Source organism: Martinezella miluonensis (assembly GCF_900094545.1).
GTDB classification, from domain to species: domain Bacteria; phylum Pseudomonadota; class Alphaproteobacteria; order Rhizobiales; family Rhizobiaceae; genus Rhizobium; species Rhizobium miluonense.
In genome coordinates, this window is sequence record NZ_FMAH01000062.1 from 16,442 (window position 1) to 31,984 (window position 15,543).

Annotated in this window: 17 protein-coding genes; 16 read left to right on the plus strand and 1 reads right to left on the minus strand. The window is 59.6% G+C overall.

Annotated features, from left to right (window positions below; translation table 11 throughout):
* The first annotated feature begins 1 nt into the window (after window position 1).
* The 16 genes from GA0061102_RS30005 (at window position 2) to ureC (ending at window position 15,124) form a co-directional block, all read left to right on the plus strand.
* Window positions 2–556, plus strand: a complete 555-nt coding sequence (locus GA0061102_RS30005) for a sarcosine oxidase subunit gamma (RefSeq protein ID WP_092855960.1) — start codon at window positions 2–4, stop codon at window positions 554–556.
* Between the two features lie 219 nt (window positions 557–775).
* Entirely contained in the window at window positions 776–3,202 is a 2,427-nt protein-coding gene (locus GA0061102_RS30010) for a GcvT family protein (protein WP_092855961.1), read from the plus strand.
* Window positions 3,203–3,510: 308 nt separating this feature from the next.
* A complete protein-coding gene (locus GA0061102_RS30015; protein ID WP_092855962.1) occupies window positions 3,511–4,413 on the plus strand; it encodes a branched-chain amino acid ABC transporter permease in 903 nt (300 codons plus the stop codon).
* Window positions 4,414–4,417: 4 nt separating this feature from the next.
* Window positions 4,418–5,842, plus strand: a complete 1,425-nt coding sequence (gene livM / locus GA0061102_RS30020; RefSeq protein ID WP_092855963.1) for a high-affinity branched-chain amino acid ABC transporter permease LivM — start codon at window positions 4,418–4,420, stop codon at window positions 5,840–5,842.
* Complete coding sequence (locus GA0061102_RS30025; RefSeq protein ID WP_092855965.1) at window positions 5,842–6,714, plus strand: ABC transporter ATP-binding protein; 873 nt, start codon at window positions 5,842–5,844, stop codon at window positions 6,712–6,714. The genes livM and GA0061102_RS30025 overlap by 1 nt, the downstream gene beginning before the upstream one ends.
* Window positions 6,714–7,442, plus strand: coding sequence for an ABC transporter ATP-binding protein (locus tag GA0061102_RS30030; protein WP_092855967.1), 729 nt, complete (start codon window positions 6,714–6,716; stop codon window positions 7,440–7,442). The genes GA0061102_RS30025 and GA0061102_RS30030 overlap by 1 nt, the downstream gene beginning before the upstream one ends.
* Window positions 7,443–7,466: 24 nt before the next feature.
* Entirely contained in the window at window positions 7,467–7,820 is a 354-nt protein-coding gene (locus GA0061102_RS30035; RefSeq protein WP_092855969.1) for a DUF6867 family protein, read from the plus strand.
* Window positions 7,821–8,001: 181 nt separating this feature from the next.
* On the plus strand, window positions 8,002–9,123 hold the full coding sequence (locus GA0061102_RS30040) for a branched-chain amino acid ABC transporter substrate-binding protein (protein ID WP_092855971.1): 1,122 nt from the start codon (window positions 8,002–8,004) through the stop codon (window positions 9,121–9,123).
* A 149-nt stretch (window positions 9,124–9,272) separates the two neighbouring features.
* The gene (locus tag GA0061102_RS30045) at window positions 9,273–10,244 is read left to right on the plus strand and encodes a 2-hydroxyacid dehydrogenase (protein ID WP_092855973.1); all 972 of its coding nucleotides are present in this window, start codon (window positions 9,273–9,275) and stop codon (window positions 10,242–10,244) included.
* A gap of 218 nt (window positions 10,245–10,462) precedes the next feature.
* The gene (locus GA0061102_RS30050) at window positions 10,463–11,284 is read left to right on the plus strand and encodes an urease accessory protein UreD (RefSeq protein ID WP_092855975.1); all 822 of its coding nucleotides are present in this window, start codon (window positions 10,463–10,465) and stop codon (window positions 11,282–11,284) included.
* 144 nt (window positions 11,285–11,428) lie between these two features.
* A complete protein-coding gene (locus GA0061102_RS30055; protein WP_092855977.1) occupies window positions 11,429–11,731 on the plus strand; it encodes an urease subunit gamma in 303 nt (100 codons plus the stop codon).
* A gap of 8 nt (window positions 11,732–11,739) precedes the next feature.
* Complete coding sequence (locus tag GA0061102_RS30060) at window positions 11,740–11,994, plus strand: DUF1272 domain-containing protein (RefSeq protein ID WP_092855979.1); 255 nt, start codon at window positions 11,740–11,742, stop codon at window positions 11,992–11,994.
* Window positions 11,995–12,004: 10 nt separating this feature from the next.
* The gene (locus GA0061102_RS30065; protein WP_092855981.1) at window positions 12,005–12,310 is read left to right on the plus strand and encodes an urease subunit beta; all 306 of its coding nucleotides are present in this window, start codon (window positions 12,005–12,007) and stop codon (window positions 12,308–12,310) included.
* Between the two features lie 19 nt (window positions 12,311–12,329).
* On the plus strand, window positions 12,330–12,764 hold the full coding sequence (locus GA0061102_RS30070; protein ID WP_092855983.1) for a lysozyme inhibitor LprI family protein: 435 nt from the start codon (window positions 12,330–12,332) through the stop codon (window positions 12,762–12,764).
* Window positions 12,765–12,784: 20 nt separating this feature from the next.
* Window positions 12,785–13,408 (plus strand): Urease operon accessory protein, encoded by a 624-nt coding sequence (locus GA0061102_RS30075; protein ID WP_092855989.1) that lies wholly within the window; start codon window positions 12,785–12,787, stop codon window positions 13,406–13,408.
* 3 nt (window positions 13,409–13,411) lie between these two features.
* Complete coding sequence (gene ureC / locus GA0061102_RS30080) at window positions 13,412–15,124, plus strand: urease subunit alpha (protein ID WP_092855985.1); 1,713 nt, start codon at window positions 13,412–13,414, stop codon at window positions 15,122–15,124.
* Window positions 15,125–15,284: 160 nt separating this feature from the next.
* Here ureC and GA0061102_RS30085 read toward each other — a convergent pair.
* The coding region (locus GA0061102_RS30085) for a transposase (RefSeq protein WP_208858722.1) at window positions 15,285–15,543 on the minus strand (259 nt) is incomplete at its 5' end.

The following is a 15,543-nucleotide window of genomic DNA, read 5'->3' on the forward strand; positions in this document are numbered from 1 at the left end:
GATGAGCGTCGCATTTCAAAACAGGCATGTGCTGGAAGATCATATTTCCGGCGTCGAGGCTGCCGCCAATCCGAATCATCTCGCGGTCGTTCGCCGGTCGGTCGTCTTTTCCGTCCTCGGCAAAGCTGGCGAGGAGGATTGGGTTCTGGCCGGGCTGAAAGTGATCGACGACGTTTCCGTTCGCAGTGCCGGACCGCGGGAGTGGTTTGTCGTCTCTGAGACGCTTGGCGCCGAGAGCGTGGCGCGCGATCTCTTCGCGCTCGATCCGGCCCGCGTTTCGTTTTTCGAGCAGAGCGATGGCCGGGTGCTGTTGCGTATTTCCGGCCCGAACACTCGTCGCATTCTTGCCAAATGCGTCGCGGTAGATCTGCATCCGCAGGTCTTTGCCGAAGGGCACTCAGCCAACATGCTGTGCTGCCATGTGAGCGCCAATGTCGCTCGCACCGGCCCCGATCGCTTCGAAATCATCGTACCGCGCTCCTATGCCGGTAGCGTATTCGAAGAGATTATGGAGATGGGGCGGGAGTTTGCCCTGACGGCCGGCTTCGTCGACTGAAAAGCCGTATGTTGCCCGACTGGGTAGGGCTTGCCGATCGGTTTTGGTCTCCTCGCCGTGATGGCGCGATCCGAACAATTGCGATGGCGCAAACAGACATATCGGCTTCGCAGTTCGGGCTATTTGGCTTGTTGGATAGTCTCTAGGTTTCCTCATAAATGCGGTCGGTCGCGCGGGAAGACACCCGGCGGCTTCGTGCCGAGAACAGGGGATTCCTAGATGAAAAGCCATGCCAAGGTCGTCGTCATCGGTGGCGGTGTCGTCGGATGTTCGGTGCTCTATCACCTGACGAAATTCGGCTGGAAGGATGTCGTGCTGCTCGAACGCTCCGAGCTGACCTCCGGCTCGACCTGGCACGCCGCGGGCGGCATGCACACCATCAACGGCGATCCGAATGTCGCCAAGCTGCAGAAATATACAGTCGAGCTCTACAAGGAGATCGAGGAGTATTCGGGCCAGGACATCGGCCTGCACCTGACCTCCGGGCTGATGCTGGCGGCGACGCCGCAGCGTTTCGACTGGCTGAAATCCATTCTCGCCAAGGGCCGCTATAACGGCCTGGAAGCGACGCTGCTGACGCCAAAGGAAGCGCATGAGATGATGCCGCTCCTCGATCCGGATCAGTTCGTCGGCGCGCTCTACGACCCCGTCGAAGGTCACCTCGATCCCTATGGCACGACGCATGCTTATGCCCGCTCGGCTAAGAAGAACGGCGCCGATATCTATCTGCATACCAAGGTGGAAGAGCTGGTGCAGCGCGAGGACGGTTCCTGGCGGGTCATCACCAACCAGGGCGAGATCATTGCCGAACATGTCGTCAATGCTGCCGGTCTCTGGGCGCGCGAAGTCGGCCGCATGGTCGGGCTCGAGCTTCCGGTGCTCGCCATGGAGCACATGTATCTGATCACCGAGGACATGCCCGAGGTGATCGACTTCAACAAGACGACGGGCAAGGAGCTGATGCACTGCGTCGACTTCGATGGCGAGATCTATCTGCGCCAAGAGCGGCAGGGCATGTTGATGGGCACCTATGAGAGGGCCTGTCGCCCATGGTCGCCGGTGACGACGCCTTGGGATTTCGGCCATGAGCTGCTGGCTGAGGACATCGAGCGCATCACGCCGGAACTGGAAGTCGGTTTCCGCCATTTCCCGGCCTTCAACAATGCCGGTATCAAGAAGATCATCAACGGGCCGTTCACTTTCTCGCCAGACGGCAATCCGCTGGTCGGACCGGTGCGCGGCCTGCGCAATTACTGGTCGGCCTGCGCCGTCATGGCGGGCTTCAGCCAGGGCGGCGGCGTCGGATTGGCGCTCGCCAACTGGATGATCTACGGCGATCCGGGCTTCGACGTTTTCGCCATGGACGTCTCCCGCTACGGCGATTACGCGACGCTCGCCTATACCAACGCCAAGGTACGCGAGAACTACGCCCGCCGCTTCTCGATCCGCTATCCGAACGAAGAGCTGCCGGCGGCCCGCCCGCTGCTGACGACGCCGATCTACGATAAGCTGAAGGAGACCGGCGGCGTGTTCGGTGCTTACTACGGCCTTGAGCAGGCGCTGTGGTTCGCTCCGGAGGGCGAAGTCGATCAGTTCTCCTGGCGCCGTTCCAACGACTTCGATGTCGTCGGCGCGGAAGCCAAGGCAGTGCGCGAGAGCGTCGGCCTCATGGAGACTTCTGGATTTGCCAAATATTCGGTGAAGGGATCGGGGGCGGAAGCTTTCCTCGACAGGCTACTGACCTGCCGTATCCCCGCCATTGGCCGCATGACGCTCGCGCCGATGCTGAAGCATGACGGCAAGTTGATCGGCGATTTCACGCTGGCTAAGCTGGGTGAGGGGGATTTCCTTCTCATCGGTTCCGGCATTGCTGAAGCCTACCACATGCGCTGGTTCGAGAGCCTGCTGCCGAAGGATGGCTCGGTCGAACTTCAGGCTCTCGGTCTTTCGCTTCTCGGTCTGTCGATCGCCGGCCCGAATGCCCGCAAGCTGATGCAGAAACTGACCCATCAGGATCTTTCGACCGCTGCCTTCCCTTTCATGTCGATTCGCCGCATGGATCTCGGCATGGCACAGGCTATCGTCGGCCGCGTCTCCTATACGGGCGATCTCGGCTATGAGATCTGGATGAAGCCGGAATACCAGCGCTATATCTTTGACCTTCTGATGCAGGAAGGCGCCGAATTCGACATCCGGCTCTTTGGACTGAGGGCCCTGAATGCGCTGCGTCTCGATAAATCCTATGGCAGCTGGTCGCGCGAGTACCGGCCGCTCTATGGGCCATTCGAGGCCGGTCTCAATCGATTCGTGGCATTGTCGAAGGAGGCCGATTTCATTGGCAAGGCAGCTGCGGCCAAGGAAAAAGCCGAGGGCGGGACGCTGCGGCTGCGCACTTTCATCTTGAGCGCGAAGGACGCCGATGTGATCGGCGACGAGCCGATCTATCACAATGGCGCCGTTTGCGGCTGGGTGACCTCGGGCGGCTACGCCCATGCTTCCGGTCTTTCGGTTGCCGTCGGCTACGTGCCCAGGGAAATCGCCGATGACACGCAGGGCTGGTCGATAGAATTGCTCGGCGAACTCCTGCCGGCAAGCCTGCAGGCTGAACCGCTGTTCGATGCCGATGGAGCACGCATGCGCGCCTGATCGGTGCTGTTGCAAATGGCGGCGACAGGCTTTGAGAGGGGCCTGTCGCTGATAAGAGTTTTTCAGAGCTCCGGCGCTGCTAGGCTTCTTTGGCTATTTTCGAGCCAGAGAATGCCGCTTTTCTATCATATTTGGTCGGATTCGGGTCAGCGCACGGTGATTTGAAAAGAATTTGTCAGTTTCTCGCCTTTTTGGCTTCACATTTCCTTCGAAAGCGGTATGGAATCGAGCCTACGGTCCCTCTTGAAGGAACCGAAAAATTAATAAGAGATGTGGTCGTATAACGCTGCATCCAGGGGAAATGACATATGGATTATTTTATCCAGCAGCTCTTAAACGGGCTGACTCTTGGGTCTATCTATGGCCTCATAGCCATTGGCTACACCATGGTTTACGGCATCATCGGCATGATCAATTTTGCCCATGGTGATGTCTTCATGCTCGGCGGCTTTGCCGCCCTTATCACCTACCTGGTTCTCATCTCGCTCTTTGCCGGTTTGCCCGTCGCGATCATGCTTCTGGTGATGCTCATCGTCGCGATGCTGATGACGAGCCTTTGGAATTGGGTGATCGAGCGCATCGCTTACCGGCCGCTGCGCGGTTCGTTTCGCCTGGCGCCGCTGATCACGGCAATCGGCATGTCGATTGTGCTGTCGAACTTCATCCAGGTTTCGCAGGGACCACGCAACAAGCCGATCCCGACGCTGGTGGGCGACGTCTATAACTTCGGTGAAGTCTCGCTCTCCCTGAAGCAGATCATCATCTTCATCATTACGGTCGTTCTGCTGGCCGCCTTCTGGTACATAGTCAACAAAACGGCGCTCGGCCGCGCTCAGCGCGCCACCGAGCAGGATCGCAAGATGGCGGCGCTGCTCGGCATCAATGTTGATCGTACCATTTCCGTCACCTTCATCATGGGCGCGGCGCTCGCTGCCGTGGCCGGCACGATGTATCTGATGTATTATGGCGTCGCCAACTTCACGGATGGCTTCGTGCCTGGCGTCAAGGCCTTTACTGCGGCGGTTCTCGGCGGCATCGGATCGCTCCCAGGCGCTGTTCTCGGAGGTCTGATGATCGGCTTCATCGAGTCGTTCTGGTCGGGCAACTTCGCCATCGCGTATAAGGATGTCGCGACATATGGCATCCTGGCCTACGTGCTGATCTTCAAGCCGACGGGTATTCTCGGCCGGCCGGAAGTCGAAAAGGTATAACGCCATGGCAAATTCAAATTTCGTTGCAGGCAAGACCACGCCCGGCCTTGTCCAGAAAGGCATCACGGACGCCTTCTGGACCGCGCTCATCGCTTTCGGCATGTTCGTTCTCTACATCGGTCTCAAGACCGATCAGAACATAGACAACAAGCTGATCATCGTTCAGCGCTGGGGTCTTCTGGCGATCATCGTCGCAATTGCTGCCGCCGGTCGCTTCGTCATGACGGTTTTCGTTCAGCCCGCTCTGGCAGCGCGTAAGGCAGCCAAGGCCAAGGTGGCGCCGGTGGAGGCTGAAGCTGGCTTCATCGGCAGGAATTTCACCAAGATCGCGCTTCTGCTCCTGCTCGTCTATCCGCTAGCGGCAGTGGCGATTCTCGGCCCGCAGGGATCGCTGACCTATGTCGACAACTTCGGCATCCAGATTCTCATCTATGTGATGCTCGCCTGGGGCCTGAATATCGTCGTCGGTCTCGCCGGCCTCCTCGATCTGGGTTATGTCGCTTTCTATGCGGTCGGGGCCTATTCCTATGCCTTGTTGTCGCTGCATTTCGGCTTGTCTTTCTGGATCCTGCTGCCGCTTTCAGGCATGCTTGCCGGTCTTTGGGGCATGATCCTAGGCTTCCCGGTCCTGCGCCTGCGCGGCGACTATCTCGCGATCGTCACGCTGGCCTTCGGTGAAATCATCCGCATCGTGCTGACCAACTGGACCGATTTCACGCAGGGCAGCTTCGGCATCTCCAACATCACCAAGGCGTCGCTGTTCGGTTTCTACACGTTCGATCTCAAGGATCCGCACAATATCATTCGGACCCTGGGTCTGCCGATCTCGTCGGCTTGGTACAAGATCTTCCTGTTCTACGTCATCCTGGGGCTGTGCATGCTGACCGCCTATGTGACGATCAGGCTGCGCCGCATGCCGATCGGACGCGCGTGGGAAGCGCTACGCGAGGACGAAATCGCCTGCCGTTCGCTCGGCATCAATACGGTGACGACCAAGTTGACCGCTTTTGCCACTGGCGCCATGTTCGGCGGCTTCGCAGGCTCCTTCTTCGCGGCACGCCAGGGCTTCGTCTCGCCGGAATCCTTCGTCTTCCTCGAATCCGCCGTGATCCTTGCCATGGTCGTTCTCGGCGGCATGGGCTCGCTCAAGGGCATCGCGATTGCCGCGATCGCCATGGTCGGCGGCACAGAATTGCTGCGCAACATGAGTTTCCTCAAGACCGGTCTTGTCATCGGCGACACGACGATCATCCCCGGTTTCGGGCCGGACTTTACTCCGGAACTCTACCGCATGCTGATCTTCGGTCTCGCCATGGTGGTCGTGATGATCTTCAAGCCGCGCGGCTTTGTCGGCACGCGTGAGCCGACCGCCTTCCTCAAAGAGCGAAAAGCGGTCTCCGGTAGCTTTACCAAGGAGGGCCACGGCTGATGAACGCTGTGACCGCAACCCCCAACGACGTTCTGCTGAAGGTCGATCACCTGTCGATGAAGTTCGGTGGCCTGATGGCGATCAACGACTTCTCCTTCGAGGCGAAGCGCGGCGACATCACCGCTTTGATCGGACCGAACGGTGCCGGCAAGACGACCGTGTTCAACTGCATCACCGGCTTCTACAAGCCGACGATGGGCATGCTCACGCTCCAGCAGAAGAGTGGCAAGGAATATCTCCTGGAACGTCTTCCGGATTTCCGGATCACGCGCGAAGCCAAGGTGGCGCGTACCTTCCAAAATATTCGTCTGTTTTCGGGCCTCACCGTGCTCGAAAACCTGCTGGTGGCGCAGCATAACAAGCTGATGCGGGCCTCCGGCTATACGATCCTTGGCCTGCTTGGCATCGGTCCTTATCGGGCCGAGGCGAAGAATGCGATCGAGCTGGCACGCTTCTGGCTCGAAAAGGCCGATCTCATCGATCGCGCCGACGATCCCGCCGGCGATCTTCCCTATGGCGCCCAGCGTCGGTTGGAAATCGCCCGCGCCATGTGCACCGGTCCCGAACTACTTTGCCTGGACGAGCCGGCCGCCGGCCTCAATCCTCGCGAATCGCTGGTTCTCAACGAGTTCCTGCGCAGTATCCGCAAGGATATCGGCACATCGATCCTGCTGATCGAACACGACATGTCGGTGGTCATGGAAATTTCCGACCACGTCATCGTGCTCGAATATGGACAGAAGATCGCCGACGGCACGCCGGATGAGGTCAAGCACGATCCAAGAGTGATCGCGGCTTATCTGGGCGTCGAGGATGAAGAAGTGGAAGAGGTGATTGCCGAAGTCGAACACCTCCAAGAGGGTGAAAATTGATGGCGGGGCAACCACTTCTGAAAGTCGCGGGTGTCGAAACCTATTACGGCAACATTCGTGCGCTTGCCGGTGTCGATATCGAAGTCAACAGCGGTGAGATCGTCAGCCTGATCGGTGCCAACGGCGCCGGAAAATCGACGCTGATGATGACGATCTGCGGCAGTCCGCAGGCCCGCACCGGATCGGTAATGTTCGACGGCCAGGATATCACGCGCATGCCGACGCATGAAATTGCCCGGCTTCGCATCGCTCAGTCGCCCGAAGGGCGACGCATCTTCCCGCGCATGACGGTTTACGAGAACCTGCAGATGGGCGCAAACCTCGATAAACTCAAACATTTCAATGAGGACGTCGAGAAGATCTTCACGCTTTTTCCTCGCCTGAAGGAGCGCCAGTCGCAGCGCGGCGGCACGCTTTCGGGTGGCGAGCAGCAGATGCTGTCGATCGGCCGCGCGCTGATGGCACGTCCCAAACTGCTATTGCTGGACGAGCCGTCGCTCGGTCTTGCGCCTCTGATCGTCAAGGGCATTTTCGAGGCCATCAAGGTCCTGAATCAGTCCCAGGGCTTGACGGTGTTTCTTGTCGAGCAGAACGCGTTCGCCGCGCTGAAGCTTTCCGACCGTGCCTATGTGATGGTCAATGGCAGGGTGACGATGAGTGGTTCGGGCAAGGACTTGCTCGCCAATCCGGAAGTGCGTGCCGCCTATCTCGAAGGCGGCCATCATTGAGTTTCGTTTCGCGGAGAATTTGACATGCAAGGACTTCTCTTCGACAGCGATAGCGGCGGCCGCATGGTTATCCGCGCGGTCATCGTCATCCTTAGTTTCTGGACTGCATGGCGCGCTGGTCGCGCCGTCGCCTCCAACTGGGAAAACTATCCGCTCGTCGTCATCTACTGCTTTCTGATCGGCCTTGGCTTGCAGTTCCTACACCATGCTCTGTTCAACGGGCCGGTGTTCGATCCCATCATCTACATCATCGACGTCGTTCTTGTTCTGGTCTTTGCGACGGCAGGATACCGGTATCGACGTACCGACCAGATGGTGAATAATTATTATTGGCTCTATGAAAAGACCTCTGCCTTTTCTTGGAAGAAGAAGAATTGACAGGGTGCCTAAACTAGGCACAGTCTGCATCAACATAAGCGTCGTCCCGCCAATAACATAAATGACATAAGGCAGGATCATGCTTCCAGAGTTCGGAATACAAGCGTTACCGGCGTGATGATTGGTGGGTATCGCGCAGGGCACATCAAACGGAACCCGCTCAAAAATTGGGAGTAACAATATGAAGAAGTATCTTCTGTCGGCGGTGGCTTTGTCGGCGATGATCGCATTCGGTGGCGTTGCGAAGGCTGACATCATCATCGGCGTTGGCGGTCCCTTGACGGGCCCGAATGCGGCGTTTGGTGCGCAGCTTCAGAAAGGTGCAGAACAGGCTGCCGCCGATATCAATGCGGCCGGCGGCATCAACGGGGAAAAGGTCAAGATCGAACTTGGCGACGACGTCTCCGACGCCAAGCAGGGCGTTTCGGTCGCCAACAAGTTCGTTGCCGACGGCGTGAAGTTCGTCGTTGGTCACTTCAACTCGGGCGTCTCCATCCCGGCTTCGGAAGTCTACGCCGAAAACGGCATCATGCAGATCACGCCGGCTTCGACCAATCCGAAATTCACCGAGCGGGGTCTTTGGAACACGTTCCGTACCTGCGGCCGTGACGACCAGCAGGGTGTGGTTGCCGCCAAGTATATCGTCGACAACTTCAAGGGCGCCAAGGTTGCCGTCGTTCACGACAAGACCCCCTATGGTCAGGGCCTTGCCGATGAAACCAAGAAGAACCTCAACGCCGGTGGCATGACGGAAGTTCTCTACGAAGGCATCACTCCCGGCGACAAGGACTACTCGGCCCTCATCGCCAAGATGAAGCAGGCTGGCGTCGATTTCGTCTACTACGGTGGTCTTCACACCGAAGCCGGCCTGATCCTGCGCCAGATGGCCGACCAGGGCGTGAAGGCACACTTCATGTCGGGTGACGGTATCGTCTCGAACGAGCTGGCTTCTATCGCTGGCGATGCCGTCGATGGCACGCTGATGACCTTTGCGCCGGATCCGCGCAAGAACCCGGCTTCTGCCGATCTCGTCGCCAAGTTCCGCGCTGCCGGCTATGAGCCGGAAGGCTATACGCTGTACTCTTATGCCGCCGCTCAGATCATCGCCGCCGCAGCAAAGGCTGCGGGCTCCAACGATCCTATGGCTGTTGCAGATGCAGCCAAGGCAAAGGGCCCGTTCAAGACCGCCATCGGCGACCTTAGCTTCAATGCCAAGGGCGATATCACCCGTCCGGACTACGTCATGTACAAGTGGTCCAAGGGTTCCGACGGCAAGTACACCTACGCCGAAATCGCGAAGTAATCTTCGCGTTGCCGGTTTCCGGCTTCGACACGACCTGCAAAGCCCGGCTACGCGCCGGGCTTTTTTCATAGCCGCTGGCGGAGGAGCGGCATTTCCTTCGCCGCTGACCTGCTTTAAGTCTGCCTGGTATAGGCAGGAGGATGAGCAGCATGAGCAAACCCAGGATTCTTGTTACACGGCGTTGGCCCGCCTCGGTTGAGGTGGCCCTTTCGGAAGGTTTCGATGCCACGCTGAATGAGGACGATGTTGCGCTCGATGCGGCGCAACTGCGGGAGGCGCTCCTTTCTTACGACGCCGTTCTCCCCACCGTTTCCGACAGGCTTCCGGCCGCGCTTTTCGAGGGCGATGCGGTCCGGACGAAGATTCTTGGCAATTTCGGCGTCGGCTTCAACCACATCGATGTCGCTGCGGCCAAGACGAAGGGCATCGTCGTCACCAATACGCCGGGCGTGCTCACCGATTGCACCGCCGATATCGCCATGCTGCTCTTGCTCTCTGTCGCGCGACGGGGCGGGGAAGGGGAGCGGGAATTGCGTGCTGGTGCGTGGACCGGCTGGAGGCCGACCCATCTGGTCGGCACCAAGGTTACCGGCAAGACTGTCGGCATCATCGGCTTCGGCCGCATCGGCAAGGCGTTTGCGCAGCGCTGTCATTTCGGCTTCGGCATGGATGTCGTCTTCTACAATCGCTCCGTCGTTGATCCGGTGGAGGCCGCGCGTTATGGCGCCAGGCAACTGCCGACGGTGGAGGACGTGCTCGAAGTCTCCGATTTTGTCTCGCTGCATTGCCCCGGTGGCGCCGAAAATCGCCATCTGATGAACGCAGCGCGTCTCGCCGCCATGAAGCCGGGTGCTTTCCTCATCAATACCGCACGCGGCGACGTGATCGACGAGGTGGCCCTGATTGCGGCACTCGAGCAAGGAACGATCCGCGGCGCCGGCCTCGATGTCTACGAGGCTGAGCCGCATGTGCCGGAGCGGCTGAGGGCGCTCGACAACGTCGTGCTTCTTCCGCATCTCGGCAGCGCCACTGAGGAGACGCGCACCGCCATGGGCATGAAGGTCGTGGACAATATCACCGCCTTTTTTGCCGGCCGCGAGCCGCCGGACAGAGTGGCCTGACGCCCTCCCTCGCGCATGACGGCCGAGAGAGCCGCTGGTATCTATAGTCAGACGCAGTTGCCCTTCTTTTCGGCGTTTGGCGAAAAACGATGCGCATGCCGCCCGAGATTGGGGCGTCACTGCGGGTGATCGCGTAAGGCATAGAAATTGCTTGCCTTTACTTTATCGCGGGCTTCAATGATCCGACAGCGGCGCGATCTGGCAACCGGAGAGACGAAATGGCATTGACGGCCATAGGCACAAAACCGCAGAGGGCGCGAGGTCGCGGCCATCTTGCGGCCAAGTCGCTTGGCGGCCGCACGCGTCTTGCCGAGCTGTTTCAGGAGGGCGCGGCGAAGATTCGTCTGCCCGACACCTTCGATAACTCCATGGAAGCGGTCATCATCAACACGGCCGGCGGCCTTACCGGCGGCGACCGGATGGATTGGAGCATCGTCGCCGGACCGGCCACGCATATCGACGTGACCACACAGGCCTGCGAGAAAATCTACAAGGCTTCGAGCGACACCGCGGAGGTCAAAACCTCCATCAGTGTGGGTTCTAGCGCGCGCGTCGACTGGCTGCCGCAGGAGACCATCCTCTTCGACCGTGCATCGCTTTCGCGCAGGCTGGATGTCGAGCTTGACGAAACGGCTGAATTTCTTGCCGTCGAGGCGATCCTGCTTGGGCGCAAGGCCATGGGCGAGGCGATGGTCGAAGGGTTGTTTCGCGATCGCTGGCGCATCCGCCGCGGCGAACGCCTGATCCATGCTGAGGAACTGCAGCTCGATGGCGATATCGCGGCGTTGACCCGCAAGAGCGCTGTGCTCGGCGGCCAGGTTGCCTTCGCGACCGTGCTCTATACGGGAGCGCGGGCGGAGACCTATCTCGGCCGGGTCCGGCCGCTGGTTGAGGCGCATATGGCGGGCGCCAGCCAATGGAAGGACAAGCTCGTGGTACGGCTTGCCGCTGCCGATGGTTTCGCGCTCAGAAAAGTCCTGATCCCGATCATTTCTGCCTTGCGCAACGGTGCGCCAGTGCCGAAAGTCTGGAACCTATAACTCCATGGAGCCGGATGATTTTAGACCTGCGTGACCTAAAATCATCCGGCTCCAGAATCAAAAGAGTAGAGCATGATGTCGTCCGAAAACCGCTCACACTTTTCGGCATCATGCTCTAGAAAACAGCAATCCAATAGGTAGGCGATGAACCTCACTCCAAGAGAAAAAGACAAGCTGCTGATTTCCATGGCGGCGATGGTGGCGCGGCGACGGCTGGAGCGCGGTGTCAAGCTCAACCATCCCGAAGCCATCGCATTGATCACGGATTTCGTGGTCGAGGGAGCCCGCGACGGTCGTCCGGTGGCGGAGCTTATGGAGGCCGGCGCCCACGTCGTTACCCGCGATCAGGTGATGGAGGGCATTGCCGAGATGATCCACGATATTCAGGTGGAGGCGACGTTCCCGGATGGAACGAAGCTCGTCACCGTCCACGAACCGATCCGCTGAGGCTTACGATGCTGGAACTCAGACCCAATTGCGAGTGCTGCGACAGGGATCTGCCGCCGGAAAGCCGGGAGGCGATGATCTGCACCTTCGAGTGCACCTTCTGCACGGATTGTGTCGGCAACGTCTTGGGCGGTCGCTGCCCGAATTGCGGCGGCGAATTCGTCCAGCGCCCCGTTCGCCCGGCGGCGTTGCTCGCCAAATATCCTGCTTCGACCAAGCGTGTTCTGAAGGCTGAGGGGTGTGCTCCCGTTCGGGCAGCATGAGGAGAGAACTATGATCCCAGGTGAAATCATCGCTGCCAGCGGCGATATCGAGCTTAATGCCGGAGCGCCGACCGTGACGCTCGAGGTCTCCAATACCGGCGATCGGCCCGTGCAGGTCGGAAGCCATTATCATTTTGCCGAGACCAATGCCGGGCTTGCCTTCGACCGCGACCAGGCGAGGGGTATGCGGCTCGATATTCCTGCTGGAACCGCCGTGCGTTTCGAGCCGGGTCAGACCCGCTCGGTGACGCTGATTCCGCTATCGGGCAAGCGGGAAGTCTACGGTTTCCGCCAGCAGATCATGGGCAAGCTCTAGGCATTCTTAGGGGAATTTGATGTCGCTGAAATTGCTTTTGCCTGCTGCAGCTCTTGCCGCAACCCTGATCTGCGGTCCTGCTTTTGCACAGAACAATCCGGATGAACCGAAGATCGATTGCGCCAAGGCCGAGGCGCAGACGGATTTGAACATTTGCGCCGCGCTCGATTTCGATACGGCCGATAAAGCGCTGAATGTACAATACAAGAAAACCCGGGCAGCGATGGTCGCCATCGATGCGGATCTCGACAACGACATGAAGGGTGCGGACAAGGCGCTCGTCAAGGCGCAGCGCGCCTGGGTGGACTATCGCGACGGCGAATGTGAGGCGCAAGGGTTTCAGGCACGAGGCGGCTCGATGGAGCCCATGCTGATTTCCGGCTGCAAGGCGGATTTGACCAAGAAGCGGACCAAGGAATTGAAAGAGCTCGCCGACGGGCTCGGAGGCAATTAGTGAGCAACAGGCGCAAAGTGATGATCGTCGGCAATGGCGAGATCGCGGTAGGAGCGGCGGCGGCGATCGATGCCGCCGACCTAGTGATCCGCTTCAACGATTGCCGTTCGATGGGGGCAGGCGGCCGCCGGACCGATGTCGTTGCGGTCTGCAATACCGGCCGGCCGGCGCGCGCCATGCTCGGCTCGGCAGAGTGGCGAAAGAGCCCTGCCGTTGCCTCAGCTTCGGAAATCTGGAGCGTGCGGGATCCCCGCAAGTTCGCTGCGCTGCGTGCGCCCTTGGCGATCTCGCACCCGGAGCTCGATGACTTCTGCGACGATTACACCGATCAGTTCACCGCCTTTTGCAAAGCCACCGGCAAGCGGCATGTCGTGATCGATCAATCCGTCCACGACGGCGTTGATACGGCGCTCTCCGCCTATGAGCCCGGCTCCTATGTGGTGCCGAGCAGCGGAATGATCGTGATTGCCGAGGTGCTGGCCCGCTATCCCGACGACGATGTCGCCATTACCGGCTTCAGCCATACAGGTTGGAGCGAGCATCCCTTTGCCGCCGAGAAGTTGCTTGTCGACGGCTATGTCTCCCTCGGCCGCCTGACGCGCCTTGTCGATACGAACCTCATCTCTGCCTCCCAAGGAGACTGATTCATGCCTTACAGGATTTCCCGCGCTGCCTATGCCAACATGTTCGGTCCCACCGTCGGCGACAAGGTGCGGCTCGCCGATACCGAACTGTTCATCGAAGTGGAGAAAGATCTCACCACCTATGGCGAAGAAGTGAAGTTTGGCGGCGGCAAGGTCATTCGCGACGGGATGGGGCAGAGCCAGGTGACGCGGGCGAACGGTGCCGTCGATACCGTCATCACCAATGCGCTGATCCTCGATCATTGGGGGATCGTAAAGGCGGATATCGGCCTGAAGGACGGCCGCATCGTCGCGATCGGCAAGGCCGGCAATCCGGATATGCAGCCTGATGTCGACATCATCGTCGGGCCGGGCACGGAAATCATCGCAGGCGAGGGCAAGATCGTCACCGCCGGCGGCATGGACAGCCATATCCACTTCATCTGCCCGCAGCAGATCGAGGAAGCGCTGATGTCGGGCATCACCACCATGCTTGGCGGCGGCACCGGACCGGCGCATGGAACGCTTGCGACCACCTGTACGCCGGGACCATGGCATCTGGCGCGTATGATCGAATCCTTCGATGCTTTTCCGATGAATATCGGCCTTTCCGGCAAGGGCAACGCCTCGCTGCCGGCGGCGCTGGAAGAGATGGTGCTCGGCGGCGCCTGCTCGCTGAAGCTGCATGAGGACTGGGGTACGACGCCGGCGGCGATCGACTGCTGCCTCAGCGTGGCCGACGCCTATGATGTGCAGGTGATGATCCACACGGATACGTTGAATGAAAGCGGCTTCGTCGAGGATACGATCGGTGCCATCAAGGGTCGTACGATCCATGCTTTCCACACGGAAGGTGCGGGTGGGGGCCATGCGCCTGATATCATTAAGATCTGCGGCCAGTCGAATGTCATTCCATCATCGACCAATCCGACGCGGCCTTATACGGTTAACACGATCGCCGAACATCTCGACATGCTGATGGTCTGCCATCACCTGTCGTCTTCGATCCCGGAAGACATTGCTTTTGCCGAAAGCCGCATCCGCAAGGAAACGATCGCGGCCGAGGATATTCTGCACGATATCGGCGCTTTCTCGATCATTTCATCCGACAGCCAGGCCATGGGACGCGTCGGCGAAGTGGCTATCCGCACCTGGCAGACCGCCGACAAGATGAAGCGCCAGCGTGGCCGACTGGCCCAGGAGACCGGCGACAACGACAATTTCCGCGTGAAGCGCTATATCGCCAAATATACGATCAACCCTGCCATTGCCCATGGCGTCAGCCACGAGGTCGGGTCTATCGAGATCGGCAAGCGTGCCGATCTGGTGATCTGGAGCCCGGCCTTTTTTGGCGTGAAGCCCGAGATGGTTCTGCTTGGCGGCTCGATAGCGGCGGCGCCGATGGGCGACCCCAATGCCTCCATCCCGACGCCACAGCCGATGCACTATCGCCCGATGTTTGGCGCCTTCGGCAAGAATCGCACAAACTCCTCGGTGACCTTCGTTTCCCAGGCTGCGTTCGATGCTGGGCTTGCCGGCAAGCTCGGCATCGCCAAGGCGCTGCTGCCGGTCAGGAATACGCGCGGCGGCATCTCAAAGGCATCGATGATTCATAACAGCCTCACCCCTCATATCGAGGTGGACCCGGAGACTTACGAAGTGCGCGCGGATGGCGAGCTTCTCACCTGTGAACCGGCGACGGTGCTGCCGATGGCGCAGCGCTATTTCCTTTTCTGAGAAGCACTTCGAAGCGTTACCAATGGCAAGCGGCAAGGCCCCGGTTTCCGGGGCCCCAGACTGCTGACAAACCCGTCGATATTTTCGGCGGGTTTTGTGTTTGCGGATTGATGCTTTTGAGAAGGTGGCGTTTCGATTTTGTTGAAACGGCCTGATCTGCTCAGGCCATGCTTGGCTTTGGCGCCTTTGTGAGGGCCATTGCGATCTTCTTGATGTTCTGGGCGGCGGCAGCCAGCAGGCACTGGCATCTGACGCACACGAGACTTCGGAAGCGGGCGTATCGGTGACCGTGGAGTTGCTTGGCATCGGCAAAGGAGCGCTCGACCGTCTCCTTCCGCCGCTTGTAGATCGCCTTGCCCCAGGATGTCTTGCGGTGGGCGTCGGTGCGCTCGCGGGCATCTATCCAGACATGGCGGGTG

What these genes read in the sequence shown, in the direction of transcription:
- GA0061102_RS30055 (WP_092855977.1), top strand. Translation starts at nt 11,429, where the DNA reads ATGAACCTCACTCCAAGAGAAAAAGACAAGCTGCTGATTTCCATGGCG.
- livM (WP_092855963.1), top strand. Translation starts at nt 4,418, where the DNA reads ATGGCAAATTCAAATTTCGTTGCAGGCAAGACCACGCCCGGCCTTGTC.
- GA0061102_RS30060 (WP_092855979.1), top strand. Translation starts at nt 11,740, where the DNA reads ATGCTGGAACTCAGACCCAATTGCGAGTGCTGCGACAGGGATCTGCCG.
- GA0061102_RS30075 (WP_092855989.1), top strand. Translation starts at nt 12,785, where the DNA reads ATGATCGTCGGCAATGGCGAGATCGCGGTAGGAGCGGCGGCGGCGATC.
- GA0061102_RS30045 (WP_092855973.1), top strand. Translation starts at nt 9,273, where the DNA reads ATGAGCAAACCCAGGATTCTTGTTACACGGCGTTGGCCCGCCTCGGTT.
- GA0061102_RS30050 (WP_092855975.1), top strand. Translation starts at nt 10,463, where the DNA reads ATGGCATTGACGGCCATAGGCACAAAACCGCAGAGGGCGCGAGGTCGC.
- GA0061102_RS30070 (WP_092855983.1), top strand. Translation starts at nt 12,330, where the DNA reads ATGTCGCTGAAATTGCTTTTGCCTGCTGCAGCTCTTGCCGCAACCCTG.
- GA0061102_RS30040 (WP_092855971.1), top strand. Translation starts at nt 8,002, where the DNA reads ATGAAGAAGTATCTTCTGTCGGCGGTGGCTTTGTCGGCGATGATCGCA.
- ureC (WP_092855985.1), top strand. Translation starts at nt 13,412, where the DNA reads ATGCCTTACAGGATTTCCCGCGCTGCCTATGCCAACATGTTCGGTCCC.
- GA0061102_RS30030 (WP_092855967.1), top strand. Translation starts at nt 6,714, where the DNA reads ATGGCGGGGCAACCACTTCTGAAAGTCGCGGGTGTCGAAACCTATTAC.
- GA0061102_RS30005 (WP_092855960.1), top strand. Translation starts at nt 2, where the DNA reads ATGAGCGTCGCATTTCAAAACAGGCATGTGCTGGAAGATCATATTTCC.
- GA0061102_RS30010 (WP_092855961.1), top strand. Translation starts at nt 776, where the DNA reads ATGAAAAGCCATGCCAAGGTCGTCGTCATCGGTGGCGGTGTCGTCGGA.
- GA0061102_RS30025 (WP_092855965.1), top strand. Translation starts at nt 5,842, where the DNA reads ATGAACGCTGTGACCGCAACCCCCAACGACGTTCTGCTGAAGGTCGAT.
- GA0061102_RS30015 (WP_092855962.1), top strand. Translation starts at nt 3,511, where the DNA reads ATGGATTATTTTATCCAGCAGCTCTTAAACGGGCTGACTCTTGGGTCT.
- GA0061102_RS30065 (WP_092855981.1), top strand. Translation starts at nt 12,005, where the DNA reads ATGATCCCAGGTGAAATCATCGCTGCCAGCGGCGATATCGAGCTTAAT.
- GA0061102_RS30035 (WP_092855969.1), top strand. Translation starts at nt 7,467, where the DNA reads ATGCAAGGACTTCTCTTCGACAGCGATAGCGGCGGCCGCATGGTTATC.